This window comes from Paenibacillus sp. 2TAB26 (assembly GCF_052115145.1).
In the GTDB taxonomy this organism is placed as follows: domain Bacteria; phylum Bacillota; class Bacilli; order Paenibacillales; family Paenibacillaceae; genus Pristimantibacillus.
On the sequence record NZ_JBFRGC010000027.1, the window covers coordinates 37,837 to 57,101 of the forward strand.

Sequence of the window (19,265 nt, forward strand, 5' to 3'; positions counted from 1 at the left end):
GACATGCTAGCGAAAATATTAAAAAAAGATTTTAAACGAAATAAGACGATTACGGTGGTCCTGTTTGTGTTCATTATGCTGTCTGTGCTGCTTGCTTCCAGCGGGACAACGATGATGACGCAGCTATTTCGCTCGATTAACCATTTGTTTACTGTATCTAGTGCGCCGCACTACGTGCAGATGCACGCCGGACCCGTGGATAGAGCTGCCATTCAGAGCTTTGCGGCAGAGAACTCCCTTGTCAAGAGTGAACAAATCTCTGAAATGCTGGTGATCGACAATGCTAATCTCTTCTTTGGCAACAATCAGAAAGCCGAAAGCAGCAGCGTTATGGATAACGGCTTTGTCGTGCAGAACAAGAGCTTCGACTATTTACTTACATTAGATAATAAGCGAATTGAGGTTTTGGACGGGGAGATTGCGGTTCCTATTTATTATAGGCAGCAGCATCATTTGAACCTGGGCGATACGATTCGAGTTTCGGCTGGATCATCAGACATGACGTTCACCATTACAGATTTTGTGCGTGATGTTCAAATGAATCCTTCGATTATCAGCTCCAAGCGTTTCGTCGTAAGCGAAGCGGATCATGAAGCCTTGAAGAGTATGACCGGTGAAACGGAGTATATGATTGCATTTCAACTTAAGGATCTAAGCAAGCTTAATGAATTCAAGACAGCATACCAGTCAGCCGGACTACCGGCTAAAGGCCCTGCCATTGACTATTCCTTGTTCCAGATGCTTCATGCATTAACGGACGGGGTAGTCGCTGTCATCATCTTTCTGGTCAGCAGCTTATTAGTTCTTATTGCGGTGCTGTGTCTGCGGTTCACCATACTGACCACGCTGGAAGAGGATTATAAAGAGATTGGCGTCATGAAAGCCTTCGGCATCCGTCAACAGCATATTCGAAACATCTATCTGACCAAATATATTGTTCTGGCGGGGGCCGCTAGTCTTTTCGGATATGTGCTTTCCCTTTGTATTCGTCCGCTATTCCTATCCAATATGGCGTTGTATATCGGGATTGCTCCGCAAAGCATACTGCAAAGCTTGATTCCTATTTTGGTAGCTGGATTGGTGTTTGCTTTCGTTCTGCTCTTCTGCACCCTTGTGCTGAGGCGATTTCATAAAATCTCGGCCGTTGAAGCGCTGCGAGCCGGTGCGATGGGCGAGCTTAAGGTGAATACGAAGCGGTTGCCGCTTTATAAAAGCAGAATTCCTAGTGTTAACGTATTTTTGGCGCTGAAAGATGTCGTCGGACGGTTTAAAATGTATTTTTTATTGTTTATTATTTTTGTCATTTGCTTCTTCATCATCATTGTTCCGGTCAATTTCCTGCATACGATGCAGTCACCTAGCTTTGTTGCGTATATGGGGGTCGGACAAAGCGATATGCGAATGGATTTGCAGCAATCCGATCACATGCAGGATAAATTTGACGAAGTTCAGCATTACCTTGCTCAAGATACGGATATAGTGAAATTTTCTCCGCTCGTGACGAGTAAATACAGCGTCGTAGGAAGTGAAGGAGCATTAGAGAGCATACAGGTTGAAACGGGGGATTTCTCCATTTTCCCTTTGAAATACAGCAGCGGCAACGCTCCTATCAACAAAAACGATATGGCTCTCTCCAGTCTGAACGCTGACGCTCTGTCGAAAAAAGTGGGAGACGCGCTGATATTAGTCATTAACGGTAAGCAGCATGAGATGACCGTTAGCGGCATTTATCAGGACGTGACCAATGGCGGCAAAACAGCCAAAGCGCTGCTGCCCTATCAACCGGAGGATGTACTCTGGTATACCTTTAATGCGGACATTAGACATGGCAGCGATATAGGGGCCAAAATAACCGAATATACGGGTCTTTTTCCAGGGGTGAAAGTGACGCATCTCCAAGATTATATGCATCAGACACTCGGCTCGACGATTAAGCAGATCAAGATGGTTACGGTACTTGCCGTTATCATTGCTGTGTTTATCTCCATTCTGATTACTTCGCTTTTCTTAAAGCTGCTGACCGCAAAAGATTATTCCGGCATCGCCATTATGAGAAGCCTTGGTATTGCCGCCGCACATATTCGAAAGCAGTACGTGATACGGATACTGGTTGTGCTTGCAGGCGGTATTCTCATGGGTACGCTTATGGCCCATACGTTTGGGCAAAGTCTGGTAGGTTTGCTGATGTCTTCGATGGGAGCCTCCAATATCCAGTTTGTGACGAACCCATGGGTATCTTATTTCTTGTATCCATTAGCTCTTGGTTTAGTTGTCACCATTGCAACGCTGGTAGGCACGCTATCGATGAAAAAATACAGCATGACGAGAATGATAACCGAATGAGGGGATAAAGCATGAACCACATATTGGAGATTACAGACCTGAATAAAACCTATTCAATAAGCAAAGGGCAAGAACAAGCCGTACTGAAAAATATTAATCTGCAGATACACGAGGGCGAGTTCGTTGCCGTCATGGGGGCGTCAGGCTCGGGAAAGTCGACCTTGCTCTACACAATTAGCGGCATGGATCGGATGACTTCCGGACAAGTCTTGTTTGATGGGCAAAATATTTCCTCCCTTTCGGAGAAGGAATTGGATCAGCTGCGCCAGAACAAAATGGGATTTATTTTTCAGCAGATCCATCTCCTCAAAAATCTCAGCATGCTCGATAATATCATTCTGTCCGAATATTTTGCAGCCAAAGAGAGCCGGGACTCCATTCGCCTGCGAGCGGAGGAGTTGATGAAGAAAACAGGAATCTCTGCGCTCGCAGACCGCGATATAACGCAGGCTTCCGGCGGACAGCTCCAACGGGTGAGCATTTGCCGGGCGCTCATGAACCAGCCGAAGATTATTCTCGGAGATGAGCCGACGGGAGCACTAAACTCGAAAGCGACATCTGACATCATGGAGCTGCTTGGCAGCATCAACCAATCCGGAACTACCATACTGCTGGTCACGCACGACGTCAAGGTCGCTGCCAAAACCGAGCGCGTCCTGTTGATGGAGGATGGAGAGATTGTTGGCGAGCAGTATTTAGGGAAATATCGTTTTGATAGCGACGATGTTAAGGGGCGGGAGGAAAAGCTTTCTGCTTGGCTGTTAAAGATGGGGATTTAATGGTGGGAGTCTGGTGCGATGGCTCCTAATGAGGTGATCGACTATATAATCATCCTTGAGCTTTGCCATCTTACCCCTATGAATCATGACCGTTCTTTTTGGCGACGCGTAGGAAGCATCATTCCGGATTACAAAGAAAATGAGGAGTATCTAGCAAGGCATGGACAGGCGAGGACCTTGTAGAAGCCAGCTGCGCGGAAAGGTTGGACGATCAGGCTGGAAACTGGTATACTTGCCGGGATTGCTCCTATTAAAGCGATTTCAATTGCTAGTTTTAGCGGGAGCTGATCTACTATGGGCGTCGTCAGGAGTGGTACTAAAGATGAAGAAATATAATTTTATTCGTCCGTTAATGCTGATTGTCATAGCACTGCTTGTAAAAAGCCTTATTACGAATCTTTGTATGGTATTTGGGATGGAACAGGGACCGGCAGAAAATGTTGGTTTCATTAGCATGCTTGTCGCAGCATTCATCATTTATTCGAGAATGGCCCAGAAGCGCCGCAAATAACTATAAGGCCCGAAAGGAGCAGCCATGGACGGCAATAAAATCACATTTGAGACAATCGATCAGTATATCGCCCATTACTCTCCTGAGATTCAGGACATTTTGGAGAAGATAAGAGGCGTGATTAAAGTGGCTGCACCAGAAGCGACAGAAAAAATCAGCTATCAAATGCCGACCTTCGTGCTCCACGGGAACTTGGTTCATTTTGCAGCTTACAAAAATCATATCGGCTTATATCCGGCTCCAAGCGGAATTGAGGCCTTTAAACAGCAATTATCCCCGTATAAAGGGGCAAAAGGGTCGATTCGCTTCCCTTTAGACGAGCCTATACCTTACGAATTAATTGGTGAGATCGTAAAATACAGAGTAGCTGAGAATATTGAAAAAGCCGCGAATAAAAAAGTGAAGAAAAAGAAATAGGAGCAGAGATGCTCCATTGAAAAAATGCCTCAGAGAATTTTCTCTGGGGCATTTTTTTCGTTTGAACGACTTTTTCGAAAAATGAAGTAACAGCAAAGGGAGCAGGTTCAAGCATGAAGTGCCGAAGCTAGATATAATCCCATGTATGGTTCATGTGGTTGTGCTCTAGCAAGGAATGATTTTTTAACTTCATTTCATATTCTCTATGCTCAAATAGTGGTAACATATACTTGTCTTCGTTGAGATTTTGATGTGAAACGGACGCGAAAAACGAATTTTATGGATAAATAAAATCTTACTGGTCTGTGGTTTTTTTATAGAAGGTCATTGAAATAGGATGAAAAGTTACTAATGCAACAGAAACAAATGGCTGGTGCAGGAGAAGACGGTAAAATCTCAAAAGGGAGTGTAAAACAATGAATTTAGAAATGGTTACGCAGGAGCTTGAAGCTCTTGGCAAGGATCGAACTAAAAAAATATACCAATCCAATGGCGCACAGGAACCGCTTTTTGGTGTTGCTACAGGCCAAATGAAGCCTATTTTCAAAAAAACAAAAATAAATCAACCGTTGGCTGAGCAGCTTTATGCTACAGGGAACTACGACGCCATGTATTTTGCCGGAATTATTGCAGATCCCAATGCGATGACGGAAGCGGATTATGACCGTTGGATGGATGGAGCTTATTTTTATATGCTGTCCGATTATGTTGTTGCGGTAACCTTGGCAGAAGCCGATATTGCACAAGAAGTGGCTGACAAATGGATCGCAAGCGGAGAAGAACTGAAAATGTCTGCGGGTTGGAGCTGTTACTGCTGGCTTTTGGGGAGTCGGCCGGATGATGAATTTACCGAAAGCAAAATGGCCAATCTGCTCGAAACTGTGAAAAATACGATTCATGATGCTCCCGAACGAACAAAATATGCAATGAATAATTTTATTTACACAGTAGGGGTATCCTACATGCGGCTCCATGATAAAGCAATGGAGATTGCATTGGAAGTTGGTCCGGTAGAAGTTAATCGGGACAAGAAAAAAAGCAGTTTTTTGGTCGCATCTGAACAGATTCAAAAAGCAGTTGATAAACAGCGGCTTGGCTTCAAACGCAAGCATGTAAGATGCTAAAAGTTTCTTCGTGGATTGTTATGGCGCTAGCGAGCAAGTAATACAAGGTTATTCTGATGGAAGTCGAGCTGCCGAAGGTAATTGCTTTGAAATAGTTTATATCGCTATGTTAAGCACTCCACACATGTGGAGTGCTTTGTGTCGCTCGTTAGTAATTAGCATTTTATGAGCCACATTTACCTGCCATTTAAAGGCCGAACGTATTCTACGCTAGGGCTTTAATATACATAGAATAGAAGGAGTTGGTAACTATGAAGTAGGATTTCCCGTACTAGAATTCTCATTGCAATAAGCAGGTCCCTTATTGATTTCAGTAAGTTTGGGATTGACGGAAAAGATTTTTGCATTGATATCTGTTATACCAAAGTCAGCTAATCTGCTAGTGTGCATAATGTTATATTTTTCAGCCGTTTCTTTTGTTTCAAACAAATAAATTCCACCGGCTTCATTTTTTTCGGAATTTTCTGTCCAGATTTTCCATAGGAATCCATCTTCTTCGTTGATACTTTTTGCTAAATCAGAAAACGCCTCTGCCATCTTTTCTCCGAACGGTCCATTCATTTTAAAATCCACTTGTAATACGTACGACATTATAGTCACTTCCCTTTGTTTATTTAGTAGCGGTAAAATACAATTCTCCTAAAATTTTGTTCACCTGATAATGATTTGTTGGAAGCTCTTGTTCAATAAGAAATTTTACGTCTGCTTGTTCAACATCATACATGACTTCAATTTCTTTGGAGAAAAGAAGCTTTTCTTTTTCAAGCAAGTCAGAAAGGGAAGGGACTGGCTTGGGTTGTAAATCTTCGAGATTCAGAACTTTTTTCAAACCGTCAACATAGTTATCCAACGGACGGCTGCCAACAATTTTTACGCCCTTATTCTCCTCATTAGTCATAATAATGGTAGGGAAACCTCTGACACCCAACCTTCTAACTAGATCAAAATCTTCATGTAACAATTGAAGACCGACCTGTTGTTCAGCTTCGTTTACAATTGCTTTTCCATCAAGGCCGATATGATTTGCGATTTCAATCATAACCGATTTATCTGATATATTTTGATTAAATGCAAACAGTGCTTCTMTTGAACGACGCAAATATTCTGTTGCTTTTGCATCAGTATGATTTTTTTGAATCACCTTAAATACACGAGAAGGCGGGTAGGATGATTGAACTGGATTATCTATCATTAAAGTCCCATCAATTGGCATTCTTGAATGCTCTCCAACTTCTCTCCAGTGAGGGGCCACATCGGCTGGTTTATGAATGCCGTTTGCCGGATCGATTGGTCCATCATGCCATTTTTCCAGCAAACCGCCCATAACCGTATGAAAGTTAAAAAAGTTCCCGTATTGATCTACAAAACGACGAAGCACAGGTTCAAGCGCCCAGCAATGCGAACAAATAGGATCGGTTACATAGTAAAGATTAACTGTTTTTGTGGGCTGATTAAAATCAATAATCTCCACTTCCTCCTCTTCAGCTACTCCGCATACGCCTGTTTGTAGATCACAAACCATATTATTATTGTTCCCCATTTTAATTCCTCATTTCTCTTTTAATAAGTAAAGATAAGCGATGAAAAGCAAATACTTATACCTCGCTAGCGAAATACATATTTATTTGCTTGCAATTAAATTTTAAATCATAATAAAAATCATCAACACCAATAGTTCTGCGGATGTGTCGTTTATACAACACATTTAAGAAGTTGTTTAAAAAGTAGGAGGTTAACAAAATGACAGAATCAAAGTCGGACCCCCGAGTTCTACGTACCCGCAAATTAATTATGGATTCTTTCATTGAACTTTCAGGGAAAAAGGAATTTAAAGATATTACGATAAAAGATATAACTACAGAAGCGATGATTAATCGTGCAACTTTTTATTATCATTTTGAAGATATACACAACTTATTGGAAAAAGTACTGTCAGAAGTATTGTTAGTCAATTTGAATTATGACTTTTATCAAAATGACGAACTAAATGAAGAAGTATTTGTTAGCATCTTTGAAGCTGTAACAAATTTTCAAAAGTCATTATCCAGTCGTTGCCATAGAGGCTACGAAGATACCATTGCCCGTATTATTAGGGAACAGCTTGAAATTATTTTTTATAAAATGTTGTTAAAGCAGCATAAAGCGGAGAAGGATGAAGCTCTAAAACTTACAGCTGTCCTATTAAGCTGGGGAATTTATGGGGTTTCTGTAGAATGGCGAAGAAATAGTCACAAGACACCGCCGGAAGAATTTATCAAATTAGCGATTCCTTATATACGGACTGGAATTGATAGAATGTAAGGGGAATTGAATAGCTATTTGAAATCTCTTGTGAAATCGGCTCTTAAGAAAGCTAGTGTGAAAACAAATAAGACTAAGAGTGAGCTGTATAATAATTAGAAGAAGCTTAAAGAGTTAAAACAAGTCAGGGTATATTTGAATAAATCAAGAAGAGGGGTGCACGCAGCCCCTCTTCTTTTTGTTTTATTAAAACTATTTATTATTCGTTTTCCCTCTTATAAACCAACGGATTTTTAATACTCGCTGCGATTCCGCCCGGCTTGCAGCCTGGCAGCCAATTTTCAAGATCAGAGCGTCTTGCCTTGCTGTCTGGCTCACCAACGAGTGTACCGTCTGCATAGTAGATAATGGTCATCACCTTGCGCATATGGTCAGTTGGATTACCCGGAGCAGAGTGGATGGTCCAACCTGCATGGAAGGTAGCGTCTCCAGCCGCCATAGCACCGTAATTTACTTGAGGAATGCTGCGTCCTTCGATGAATTGACCAAGGGTTTTATGTGATTCATCCGAAATTTCTTGCCTGCTGACATAACCCAAATGATTGGTGCCGGAAGCAAAGTTCATTGTACCCACTTCTTCAGGAATAGGGACCAGCGGCATCCACAGCGTAATGGTATTATTGGTATCGAAAGGCCAATAAATTTGGTCTTGATGCCATGGCGTATGACCGCCGCCAGGTTCTTTGAATAATGCTTGATCATGATAAATCCGGACACCCTCAACACCCATTAATTCTGCAGCTATTCTTGCAAAACGTTTTGCCAGTGTGAATGCAGCTGCAGCCTCACTCATCTCCCAAAGGTTGCCTACTTGTATAAAAGCTTTGCCGTAAGTATCCCGTTCAGAGACCGGTTTATCATGGTAATTGTGCTTAAATACCAAGTCACTAATGATTGGTTCATACGTTTCTATCATTTCTGCGGATGCGACATTTTTTAAAAAGAGATGGCCATCTTTTTGATAAGAAGCGATTTGTTCTTGCGTGAGAGAATAGCTTTCTTCAAGCAGGGGCAGCGTGCTTAACCTATTGTTTTCATTCATCATATTTCCTCCTAATTGTATGTGTTTGTTTCAGCTTCGCAATACATACAGTGTAAAGGATTCTTCTATGATCTGGCTTTGTCAAAGCTTCAAATAAGTTTGTCAAAAACAACTGTAATTGTGGGATAGATATGATATTCTGTGAGTAATTACGAGTAGAGGATGAGGATGTTCATGAAACCTGGCATGGATGCAACGATGAACCACCGGATCGTGCCCTATATACGGGAGTGCGATTTTGCGCTGCGAAAACCGTGGGTACTGCCGGAACGCCGCTTGCTTGATTACTTGCTTGTCTATGTACAGGAAGGGGAATGCTTGTTCACAGTTGATGGGGTGGCCTATCCATTCGAAAAAGGTGAGTTTTGTTTCATTCAGCCGAATAGTGTGAATCGTTTGGAAGGGACAACGAATACGGTAACGCCGTTTGCACACTTTGATATATTTTATAGCACGACTAGCGACCAAAGCTTCCCAACACGAGCGGGCCAATTGGATTTGACCCCCTATCAGCATCTTATGCAGCCGAGATTGGACGAGCAGTTCCAAACTCATATTCCGGTGAAGCTGAAGCTAAGTCATCCATCTAAATTTCGGGATACATTTTTGCAAGTGGTGGAATTTTGGCAGTATAAAGACTCCATTATGCAATTGAAGGCACAAACCCGAATGATGGAATTGATCACCTCCATACTAGAGGATTACATACCTGCCAATCATGTGAAGCAAATGTCACCGCAGGCATTAAATTGGATTACTTCTTATTTTTCGTTTAACTTGAGCGAACCTTTATCGGTAGTTGATATGGCGCGAAGAGCTAATCTATCTACTTCAAGATTTAACGATGTATTTAAAATGCAGTACGGTGTAACACCGCATCAATATTTGTTAAAAACACGCATAGATCATGCTTGTGATCTGCTGCTTGCATCCAAGCTGACACAAGAGCAGATCGCAAGTTATTGTGGGTTTTCAGATATTCATCATTTTTCTAAAGCATTCAAGAAGATAGTAGGAATAACTCCTGGTGAGTACAGCAGGGGGACCATGGGTCGATGATACTAGCTTGATCGGTCAAACGATAATACAGTAAGAAATGAAAGGGGGAATCTGACGAAGGTCTCAAACAAAAGGCAAGCATCCTTTCACATAGTTGTAGATGAGCATGAAGCTATGGAGTGTTTGCCATAAAACTCGAAAAAATTGCAACAAAAGCACCGTTATCTATTTCCAACACCCCCAAATTAAAGTTAAATCCAACACTTATAAAAAATTATAGAGGTATCTTATCATAATAGATGGTTTTAGAAATTTAAATCTAAAAGCAACAATCTATTAATAAACAGCCGTTGTTTTTATTTATTTTTCTTCGTCCTCAATATACTCTCTGGCTTTTTCTAAAACCTCCGATAGTTGAGCTGCATCATGTATTAATGAACAAAAACCACATCCTCACACGTGGTTTAGTTGTGGCAGCATTTATAGTGAGCAAGTTGATTCGCTTTAGCAGTTTCGGCAATATATGATTTGACGCATGGAAGAGGGCTGACATAGCTGAAATAAGACGAGAAGGGTTATAATAGAAGGACCTATTATATGGAGGTTAATCAACATGTCTATATTTACACGCACGGATCATATTGGCGTCATTCAACTGGATATTAACGTATATCAAGCAAAACCAGAGGATACGGAAGCTGTATTGCAGCTTCTCATCCAAACAGCTGAATGGCTAAAAAGCAAAGGCTCCACGCAGTGGAGCGGCTTGCTGAAGGGTGAGGATTCTCATCAAACGCCTGAGGCAATTAAACGCGGTGAAGTATACCTATTTAGGCAAGGCAACCGATTGGCAGGAATGGTCATGCTTATGCAGCAAGCAAGCGCTTGGGATCGCGAGTTATGGGGTGAAGAAGGGCATGAACAGTCCATCTATCTGCATCGACTTAACATTAACCGTGAGGTTGCAGGCAAAAACTTAGGTGAGGCCATTGTGGATTGGGCGGGATCAGGTATTCATTTTGAGGGAAAAGACCGTATTCGGCTGGACTGTATTGCGAATAATCCGAAGCTCAATGCATTCTACCTAAGCTGCGGTTATGAACATAAAGGTTTATCCTCCAATGAGATGGGGGAATTTAATTTATACGAGAAATTGCAGACAGTAGTACAGTAATAGAAGAGGGACGGAGCAGTTCAAGCTGCTCCGTCCCTCTTTTGCATTTTAAAAATAGGTTATTTGCTCGCTAATCCCAAATCATCAAGCAATCTCATCACTGCTACGACTGCCTGTGCTTTCGTCACTTTCGACTGAGGATCAAATTTCGTCTCGGATACGCCCTGCAAAATTTGCTCTTTAACTAATAGTGCAACGGAAGCTTTAGCATAGGATGATATAGAAGCTTGATCACGGAATGACTCAAGCAATGCTGTATCACCGTCTGCCGTACGATCAATCAGTTTCATCACTTTTGCCAAAATGACTGCCATGTCCTGGCGAGTAATCGTACCGTTCGGATCAAATAGCTGCTCGCTCTTGCCTGTAATGATGCCTAATTCCTTAGCTAATGCAATATCTCCAGCATATTTGGAATCTGCCGCTACATCATCAAATGGAGCGCCTTCTACTTTTGGAACGATGCCGAGGCCTCTGCTGATCATGGAAATAAATTCAGCCCTAGTGATGATCGTGTTTCCTCCAAATTGTTCATTCGATTGTCCAAAAACGATTAATTTGGCTGCTGCACGCTCGATATGGTTTTTGTTCCATTCAGCCGTCACGTCTTTGAAGTTGAAGCTAGATTCAACAATGGTATAGATGCTGTTGCCGTTGCTGACCAGATGAGCGGTAACTCCGCCTTTATCGTCTTTTTTGAAAACCGTATGGAGTGGACGGAATTCATTTGTGCCAGGCAAGTAAACAACACCGTTTGCACGGTTTGTATCTATGTCTTTAGCATTCAATTGATAAATACGGGTGAAAACGGACTGGCCAAAATCAGTGACTTCYTCATATTTGTTGTCAGCAGTCAGCTTGTAAATCTTAAAGTCAAGCGACGAAACTTTTAGCGTATAGCCATTCTTTTTCGCCAATTGTTCTATTGCAGCTGCTTCGCTCGCAGTCGGTGGAGCAATCGAAATTTTGATATCTGATTTCAGGTGAATCGCATGGGCTGGAATGACATAGGTAACTCCGTTCCAGATGATGGACAAATTCGCCTTATCGTTTTTGCTGGCAAGCGCTGCAATAACTTCCTTAGGAAGGATGACATCCACTTGGGCTGCATCGTTGCCGACAGTCACTTTTAGCTCGGCGGRGCTAGCCGCTCCAATCGTTTGAATAGCCGCATCTTTCAAAATCGTAACGGTCCACTTGCCGCCGGATTTCGTAACGTTGGAATCAAGCTCATTTTTATCTTTGACCGCTTGCGGGTTCCCAGATGACGACTCTGGCGGAGCCGTGTAATCTAATGTTTTTGCCTCTAGTTTTGTCATTTCGGACTTTTCGATTATCTCATCCTCATTTTTAGTAATGGCTACTACACCAATGGAATAGGTCGTACTGTGCGTTAGTTGCGTAAACGTGTAGTTTGTAGCAGTTGTAGATTCCACCAATTTATCACCCAGATAAACGTCATACCCATCTGCTTTCGGAGAAGCTGTCCATTGAACGCTAATCGCGTCATAGGTTGAACTCGTAACCGTGAGATGAGCTGGAGATATTACGCCTGCTGTACTTACAACCAGTGCACTGCTTGCAGGAGAAACCTCTGTAATGTTATTGCCGTCTTTTCTGATACTGAGCACGGTAACGGTGTAGTCTGATCCAAGGTTCAGCTTGTCTGCTTTAAACTGCGTATTCGCTGTATATCCTGTAAATATGGCGTTCACGAATACCTCATAGCCAGCAGCCCCTTGGACAGCATCCCATTTGATTTCAAAGGATTGTTTGTCCGCGCTGAGCTTTGTTACATTTTGAGGAGCAGCTAGTGCGTTTTCATTCACCTTCCCGTCAATCGGAAGATCACTGATCAACTGCGTTGTAAGTGTTTTGTTGCGGTCACCGCTAATGTCCCAAGTCATAACGCCAGCCAAATCCAACGTTTTGACAAGCGAAGTGCTATACATCATTGTTGTTTGGTCATTATAAGTAATAAACATTCCGGTTTCACTATTGTAAACATAAGCGACCTTTGAATGCTCGTTCCAGTAACGGGTATATCCGTTTTGGTCTATCATATTGTTCTCAACCTCGGCAAAATCGAACTTACCGCTCTCCCATGATCCATAAGGAATGGATGTGCAGTTTTGATATTCACCGTTTGCGGAACAACCCTTCCAGCCTATTCCATAATAAGGAACACCCATGTTTAGTTTAAAAGCCGGAACGCCGCCGTTCAAATGACCAAGCAAGGCGCCTCTAACATTGTTGCGCTTCGCAGAGGCTCTTACATTATTAGGGTCTTGATAGAGAGGCGAATTATGGAAAGCCCGCAGTTCCCAGCTTCCGCTATAGTCATAGCTCATAATGTTGATCATATCTAGGTATTGAACAGAATTTACGAAGTCAGCATTGACTACGAAATCATCTCCTTGACCGGATGCGATGGTGAGCAAATAATATTTGCCATCGATGGAGCCGGCTGCATCAAGCGCTGCACGAACGGTTTGCATGAGAAGAGTGAAGTTTTGTTTATCCTCTGGACGATTGATATTATCCGATTCTCCGCCCTCAACCGGATATTCCCAGTCGATATCGAGTCCATCCATCTTATACGTACGCAAATATTTAACGACGGAATTCGCAAACGTACGACGTGTGACCTCAGATGCAGCCATGTCGGAGAAATGATTGGAGAATGTCCAGCCGCCTACGGAAGCCATCAGCTTCAGCTCAGGGTTATTATTTTTAATTTTGTTAAAAGCAGCAATCTGCTCAATATCGACCTTCTGGTCTCCAAGCACAAGCTCTCCGTCGAAAACATAATTCTCTTGCAGCGGAATGTCTTTATTTTGGCAAGCTACACCGTTTGAACCAACTTTACGCCAGCATATATCGGAGAAGGCGTAGTTGAGATGTGTAAGCTGTGAAACATCGATGTCTTCTGGAAAGTATTGACGATTATTGTCATAGGAAAACCAGCTGCCGTAATAGGTGAAATTAGTGTAGTCCGCACCTGGAATCGTCGTTGCTGCGCTGCTGGCAGCTGATTTCCATAGCGCATTTTTGGCTGCAACTGTAAAGCTGTAGGATTTGCCTTCTGTTAAACCCTCAGCAACATACCGATTGGAATCGCTGGAGCCGATAAGCTTGCCTGCTTCATAGATGTCGTAGCTCGTTGCGCCAGGGGTCGGTGCCCAGCCTAGAGAAGCAGTTGTGCGGTTGGCTGTAATGACTTGAAGATCGAGCGGCGCCGCAAGCTCGCCCCATTTGATTTCTAAAGGTGGGCCGTTAACCGGATCTTTGCCGGAAGCGCCATTTTGCGCGCCAACCATAAATTTGTAGATGCTGCCTGCTGTAAGTCCACCTTCTGGGAACGTATAGATGAATGTGTCGGAGCCATTCCATATTCCGCCTTTCCATCCACCGTTAACATAGAAGTCATAGCCGTTGGCATCAGGACTGCCTGTCCATTTGAACGTAATATTGGATGATGTAATATCGCTTACCTTTAAATATTGAGGAGGCGTTAATGGCGGTTCTTTATATTCACTTGTATCCTTTGGCGTAGTGAAAGTAATCGAATTGCTCTTCTGTTTATCTGTTAGATTAGCATATTGAGTACCGTTCGGACCTAAGAAGAAGGTATATTTGGTTTCTTCCTTTAATCCGCCAATCGTACTGCCTCCTACTTGTGTGAAGCCGGAATAAGGATCTTTGTTAAGAGGAGGATTGTCCGGATTCCAAACCCAGTAATCATCTAGCTTATGCGCAGGATCAAAGGTAACGGTTACCGTATTATGTGTAACATTCACAATACTTAGGTTGCTAGGTCCTGGATTGCCAGTCGGCTCATTGGAAGGCTCGCCGGCAAGTGTCGTAAATTCAACGTAGTTGCTTCGCAACACCCGCGTGTAAGGTCTCTTGTACCAAGTGGTATACAGCTTGTACGTCGTATTAGGCTGCAAGTTTTGCAGCTCCACACTGCCGCCTTTCCCTGTAGCTAAATAGTTGTTTATATCTTCTTTTGTTGGATTAGCAGGGTCTGGAGTTACGTAGTACCATACATCAACGTCAGCTTGCTCTGGATGAACATCCCATTTAAGCTGTGCACTCGTCGCAGTGATGGAATCGGTTACAACAGTTAGGTTTTGAGGGACGGGAGGGGCTGCCTCATAGACAGCATCCGTTACGGCTCGAGCAGCTTCGTTCAATGCTGGCAACGCTGCTTCATTCCCATAAGCTGTTGTTGTGTCAAGGAAAGGAGAAACGAGAAGTGCGAGACACATAAACATAATGACAAACTTCATTCCTTTTTTTCTTGCAAAAATATTCACCATATCACCTCTAATTTTCATAGTCGAACATTGCAGCATTAGCATTCATGTGCAAGTCTGGGTGTGGTTGTTTTCTCAATGTGTTACGGAGTATTTTGGGCGGGTTCTTGCTTTTCCGAGACCGAATTTGGCAGTCACAATCACCAACTGTCACGGAATTAAAAGGGGATAATTTGGTATCACCTCCTGCAAAACTTGCATTTATTTTGTATAACTATTCCTAGCATGAGACGTTGATTTCATGAAAGGAAGGGGTAAATTACGATGATAAAAGGGGAATATTTTACAAAAATATAATAAAAATGGGATATTCCGCACAGGAAATAGAGGTTTAACTCGATCTTTAAAAACAACATCGAGTTAAACCCATAGCATGCTAGAAAAAAGCATTTTGAACGGTCATTGTTGTAGTTGTGATAAAATGAAAGGGATTCAGAAATAACCTAATAGAAATGATGGTCGCTATGAAAATCGAATTTGAAAATCATATCATTGAGTTTAATGTTGAATATGCCAATAGAAAAAAGATATATATCCAAATGGACTCATTGGGATTCATAACCGTGAAGGCTCCCAATGGAACAACGGAAGAGAATGTCATGCGGGCCGTGGAGCAGCATGGTAAACAGCTCACTCAGAGATTGCAGCAGATCGCGAAGGTTCGAGATACCCCTAAGACAAAAGAATATCAAGAGCAAGGAAAATTCCTTCACCTTGGAAAAGAGTACTTTCTTCATGAATTGATCGACACAGCTGATCTGAGTGAAGAGGAGTTAAAAATCAATCTTAAAAAGTTTTATTTTGCAAGCTGTAAGAAAATCATTGGAGAACGAATCAAACGATATCAAGAGCAGCTGAAAGTAAAACATAAAAGCTTCGAAATCGAAGAGTCAAGAACGAAGTGGGGAAGCTGCAGCTCAAGTAAAAAATTAACCTTTAATTATCGACTGGCGATGGCTCCGCTTGAGGTAATCGATTATGTCGTCATCCATGAGCTTTGCCATCTGACGCATATGAATCATGATCGTTCCTTCTGGAGACGAGTGGGCAGCATTATGCCGGATTACAAAGAGAAGGAAGAGTTTCTAGCAAGGCATGGTCAAGCTATGACACTGTAATCATGATAACTGGCCTCCTGTCAAAAGGAGGTTTTTTGCTGTATCTCTATTATATCGTCTATTTTTCAAATGGTTATGTTTACTTCTTATACATACTAATGATTTTTATCACTAATCGAGGGAAATCATGAACATTAGATGCAGCGTGCTTTATTTCTGTTCTAGCCTTGCTGGCTCCGCAGGTAATTTTCGTATTCAACGGTAAACTCGAGTGCTTGCTCAAAGTCTGGAGACAGGAGAGAAAGTGCCGCTATTACATCTGCTTTCGATGTGACGCTTAATGCAATGATTTGAGGTTGGCGAGGAATACGGAATAACGTATGATCGTGAAATGTGATGGTGACGATGGTCCCTATCGCCTCGTCATTGGAGGAATAAACCGTGCTCCACATCCAACGCTGCTGGTCGGTTTCCTCCGCATTTCCCCATTCCCGCGACAGGTCGAAATGGCCTGGAAGTTTGGGTTCGAGATGGAAACCGGATTCTTTAAATTGCCTATGAACAGGAAGGAACAACAGATTGAGAAATGTTCCATAAGCAGCATCTCCTGCCTCGTTGTAAGCTTTTTGCAAAATATCTTGATGGTTTAGAAGGATGGTTTCCCAGCTTTCATTCATATGATTTGTAATATAGCTTCCAATCGCAGCAATGGTACTTTCGTCACTTTCCTCAAGAAATGCTTGTAATGGATTTGTATGCTTCATACGTTATCCCCTTTCAATTTTCTCCGATTTTTGGAGTTGCATTTCAATCTTACAACATTCATGCAAATGAAAAGGTTTGACGTATTTTTCTTAGAAGCAACGGGTCTTCAATGAACAAAACCTTATCATGTAGGTTTAATCTTCAAAAAATATAGCAAGACGATAAATGAAGTTGAAATGGAAAATGCGAAACATAATGTGCTTAAAAACTCAATAAACAGGGTACATTCATACAAAGACGAATTCAGGGAGGTAGTACCCATGAGCAAGAAAAAACTATTGATAACTGCAATTGGAGCTGGCGTCACTTATTTAATGAAAAACAAGGATGCGCGAGATAAGCTTGTCCATACGCTGCAAAATTTCAGGAAAAAGAATCGTTAATGGAATAATCGATATTGGGCTCGGCAAATCAGCCTAGATGACAATTGGAAAAGAGAACGACTAGTTGGCTTCGATCATTTATGGTAAGATGTCTAAGACTAATAAACGATACAAAATCAATCAATAGGAGAAGCAGGGTACAAGATGATACCCTGCTTCTTTTTGTTTGGAAACGTTATATGCTTTGAGTAGCAAAAAGGGGATTGAAAATGCCTACTATTATTGCGAAACCATTTGATCAAGAAATGCAGAACCTGTTAAGCGATATACACTCCGCCTATCACGCAGGGGAGCTTAGCCAAAAGGACAAATCAGAGCTTCCGGAAAACATTTACGTCATCGAGGCTGAGGACGAGATGGTTGGATACGGAGTCGTTTGGGAGTACGATAACGCCAAGCAGCTGATTCAGAAAGCAGAACAAGATTATTTTAGCGATGATGAGAAGTATTTGGAGCGGGACTTTTATATTGAGATTAAAAACAAAAAGAACTTTGTATTTATAGAAGCACTTGATGTTTTAAAGGAATTTGAAGGCAAGGGTTACGCTGCTACCTTTATTCAATGGGTTAAAGCAAAATATCCGAATAAAAAGATGTATGTATATACGTTGGATAAAACAAGGAACTTTTGGTATAAGCAAGGCTTTGAGCCTTTGGGAAATACCGTTTGGATGACTTTTAATTAAAGGTTGAAAAATGGGCATAGGCTACTGTCTCAAGGGTAGAGGTTTATGTCGATTATATCGTTTTATTATGCTATACTTACTTGTTATGTCTTAAAGGAACGGTTTTTGGAAATGCTATGCGATTATAAAAGCAGCATGATTGAGAATATAAGGCTTCAAATGAAGGAGAAAAGATGACTTTTAATGATCTAAATTTTAGCCCTGCAATACTGAAGGCGCTAACCAAGGAAAACTACACTAAGCCTACGCCTATTCAGGAGCAGGCCATTCCCGTCGTACTAGCGGGCAAAGATTTGTTTGGCTGCGCTCAGACAGGGACAGGGAAAACGGCTGCATTCGCATTACCCATCATTCAGTTATTAAGCGGCCAACCCACTAAACCGGGGGCACAGCGACGTATTCGCTCATTGATTTTGACACCTACAAGAGAGCTTGCCCTCCAGATAGAAGAAAACATGCGTGCGTACGGACAATTTACCGACCTGCGCAGTGTAGCTATCGTGGGCGGCGTTTCACAGAAGGTTCAGGAGCGTGCACTTCGACAAGGCGCTGATGTTATTATTGCCACTCCAGGCAGACTTATCGATCTTATTAATCAAAAGTTTGTTGATTTGCAATATGTACAAATATTAGTGCTTGATGAAGCAGATCGAATGCTCGATATGGGCTTTATTCACGACGTGAAGAGAATCATCGCCAAAATGCCAAGAAAAAAGCAAACACTCTTTTTCTCGGCTACGATGCCTCCAGAAATTTCGAAGCTTGTCAAAACGCTGCTTGTTAATCCGGCGAAAGTGGAAATAACTCCAGCTTCCTCAACAGTGGATCGAATAGAGCAATCTGTCTATTTTGTAGATAAAGGTAATAAACAAGATTTATTGAATGACCTGCTGCAGGATAAATCCATCGCTTCGGCGCTTGTATTTACTCGGACGAAGCATGGTGCAGATCGCGTAGTGCGCGGACTGACTAAAGTGAATATTTCTGCACAGGCTATTCATGGAAACAAGTCTCAAAATGCCCGCCAAAATGCGTTAACTAATTTTAGAAGCGGTGCAACTCGAGTACTGGTTGCCACAGATATTGCGGCGAGAGGTATCGATATTGACGAGCTTTCGCATGTCATTAATTTCAACCTTCCTAATATTTCAGAAACGTATGTTCATCGCATTGGCCGTACAGGCAGAGCTGGATTAAGTGGAATCGCCATCTCTTTTTGCGAAGTGGATGAAATTCCTTATTTGAAGGATATTGAGAAAATGATTCGCAAAACTATACCTGTAGTAACCGAACGTCCTGATGGGGTTCTGATCAGTTAAGCAACGAAGAAAGCCGAAATATAATAAATTGACCTAGGGGTG

Annotated in this window: 16 protein-coding genes and 2 pseudogenes; 13 read left to right on the forward strand and 5 right to left on the reverse strand. The window is 42.2% G+C overall.

Annotation, left to right across the window (positions count from 1 at the left end):
- Window positions 1-3 precede the first annotated feature (3 nt).
- The 6 genes and pseudogenes from AB4Z50_RS27245 to AB4Z50_RS27270 all read left to right on the forward strand — a co-directional run bounded on the left by AB4Z50_RS27245 (window position 4) and on the right by AB4Z50_RS27270 (window position 5,174).
- Window positions 4-2,343 carry an FtsX-like permease family protein gene (locus AB4Z50_RS27245; RefSeq protein ID WP_441884126.1) on the forward strand — a complete coding sequence of 780 codons (2,340 nt, stop codon included), beginning with the start codon at window positions 4-6 and terminating at the stop codon, window positions 2,341-2,343.
- A gap of 11 nt (window positions 2,344-2,354) precedes the next feature.
- Entirely contained in the window at window positions 2,355-3,122 is a 768-nt protein-coding gene (locus AB4Z50_RS27250) for an ABC transporter ATP-binding protein (protein WP_441884129.1), read from the forward strand.
- Window positions 3,123-3,137: 15 nt separating this feature from the next.
- A pseudogene (locus AB4Z50_RS27255) lies at window positions 3,138-3,305 on the forward strand (M48 metallopeptidase family protein); the annotation flags it as partial.
- A gap of 139 nt (window positions 3,306-3,444) precedes the next feature.
- Window positions 3,445-3,633, forward strand: coding sequence for a hypothetical protein (locus tag AB4Z50_RS27260; RefSeq protein WP_076271073.1), 189 nt, complete (start codon window positions 3,445-3,447; stop codon window positions 3,631-3,633).
- A gap of 24 nt (window positions 3,634-3,657) precedes the next feature.
- Window positions 3,658-4,050, forward strand: a complete 393-nt coding sequence (locus AB4Z50_RS27265; protein WP_441884132.1) for an iron chaperone — start codon at window positions 3,658-3,660, stop codon at window positions 4,048-4,050.
- A 416-nt stretch (window positions 4,051-4,466) separates the two neighbouring features.
- Window positions 4,467-5,174 (forward strand): DNA alkylation repair protein, encoded by a 708-nt coding sequence (locus AB4Z50_RS27270; protein WP_441884135.1) that lies wholly within the window; start codon window positions 4,467-4,469, stop codon window positions 5,172-5,174.
- Window positions 5,175-5,423: 249 nt separating this feature from the next.
- On the opposite strand, the gene AB4Z50_RS27275 is transcribed toward AB4Z50_RS27270, so the two are convergent.
- Both AB4Z50_RS27275 and AB4Z50_RS27280 read right to left on the reverse strand, forming a co-directional pair.
- Entirely contained in the window at window positions 5,424-5,765 is a 342-nt protein-coding gene (locus AB4Z50_RS27275) for a monooxygenase (RefSeq protein WP_441884138.1), read from the reverse strand.
- 19 nt (window positions 5,766-5,784) lie between these two features.
- Complete coding sequence (locus AB4Z50_RS27280) at window positions 5,785-6,714, reverse strand: DsbA family protein (protein ID WP_441884141.1); 930 nt, start codon at window positions 6,712-6,714, stop codon at window positions 5,785-5,787.
- A gap of 200 nt (window positions 6,715-6,914) precedes the next feature.
- On the opposite strand from AB4Z50_RS27280, the gene AB4Z50_RS27285 reads away from it, so the two are divergent.
- Window positions 6,915-7,475 (forward strand): TetR/AcrR family transcriptional regulator, encoded by a 561-nt coding sequence (locus tag AB4Z50_RS27285; RefSeq protein WP_441884144.1) that lies wholly within the window; start codon window positions 6,915-6,917, stop codon window positions 7,473-7,475.
- 199 nt (window positions 7,476-7,674) lie between these two features.
- Here the strand turns inward: AB4Z50_RS27285 and AB4Z50_RS27290 are convergent, their stop codons facing one another.
- Complete coding sequence (locus AB4Z50_RS27290; RefSeq protein WP_441884147.1) at window positions 7,675-8,517, reverse strand: phytanoyl-CoA dioxygenase family protein; 843 nt, start codon at window positions 8,515-8,517, stop codon at window positions 7,675-7,677.
- A 174-nt stretch (window positions 8,518-8,691) separates the two neighbouring features.
- Here AB4Z50_RS27290 and AB4Z50_RS27295 point away from each other — a divergent pair, with 174 nt between their 5' ends.
- Both AB4Z50_RS27295 and AB4Z50_RS27300 read left to right on the forward strand, forming a co-directional pair.
- Window positions 8,692-9,576: a helix-turn-helix domain-containing protein gene (locus AB4Z50_RS27295; RefSeq protein WP_441884150.1), complete on the forward strand. Its 885-nt coding sequence runs from the start codon at window positions 8,692-8,694 to the stop codon at window positions 9,574-9,576.
- 553 nt (window positions 9,577-10,129) lie between these two features.
- Window positions 10,130-10,690, forward strand: coding sequence for a GNAT family N-acetyltransferase (locus AB4Z50_RS27300; RefSeq protein ID WP_441884153.1), 561 nt, complete (start codon window positions 10,130-10,132; stop codon window positions 10,688-10,690).
- Between the two features lie 59 nt (window positions 10,691-10,749).
- On the opposite strand, the gene AB4Z50_RS27305 is transcribed toward AB4Z50_RS27300, so the two are convergent.
- Window positions 10,750-15,033 carry a glycosyl hydrolase family 18 protein gene (locus AB4Z50_RS27305; RefSeq protein ID WP_441884156.1) on the reverse strand — a complete coding sequence of 1,428 codons (4,284 nt, stop codon included), beginning with the start codon at window positions 15,031-15,033 and terminating at the stop codon, window positions 10,750-10,752.
- Between the two features lie 443 nt (window positions 15,034-15,476).
- On the opposite strand from AB4Z50_RS27305, the gene AB4Z50_RS27310 reads away from it, so the two are divergent.
- Entirely contained in the window at window positions 15,477-16,130 is a 654-nt protein-coding gene (locus AB4Z50_RS27310) for a M48 family metallopeptidase (protein ID WP_430060975.1), read from the forward strand.
- Window positions 16,131-16,291: 161 nt separating this feature from the next.
- Here the strand turns inward: AB4Z50_RS27310 and AB4Z50_RS27315 are convergent, their stop codons facing one another.
- Window positions 16,292-16,834, reverse strand: coding sequence for a DUF6022 family protein (locus tag AB4Z50_RS27315; RefSeq protein WP_441884161.1), 543 nt, complete (start codon window positions 16,832-16,834; stop codon window positions 16,292-16,294).
- A 261-nt stretch (window positions 16,835-17,095) separates the two neighbouring features.
- On the opposite strand from AB4Z50_RS27315, the gene AB4Z50_RS27320 reads away from it, so the two are divergent.
- From AB4Z50_RS27320 to AB4Z50_RS27330, 3 genes and pseudogenes are all read left to right on the forward strand, one after another.
- Complete coding sequence (locus AB4Z50_RS27320; RefSeq protein ID WP_256711082.1) at window positions 17,096-17,218, forward strand: hypothetical protein; 123 nt, start codon at window positions 17,096-17,098, stop codon at window positions 17,216-17,218.
- Between the two features lie 209 nt (window positions 17,219-17,427).
- The gene (locus AB4Z50_RS27325) at window positions 17,428-17,904 is read left to right on the forward strand and encodes a GNAT family N-acetyltransferase (RefSeq protein WP_441884164.1); all 477 of its coding nucleotides are present in this window, start codon (window positions 17,428-17,430) and stop codon (window positions 17,902-17,904) included.
- A 173-nt stretch (window positions 17,905-18,077) separates the two neighbouring features.
- Window positions 18,078-19,202 (forward strand): annotated as a pseudogene (locus AB4Z50_RS27330) (DEAD/DEAH box helicase); the annotation flags it as partial.
- Window positions 19,203-19,265: the final 63 nt, after the last annotated feature.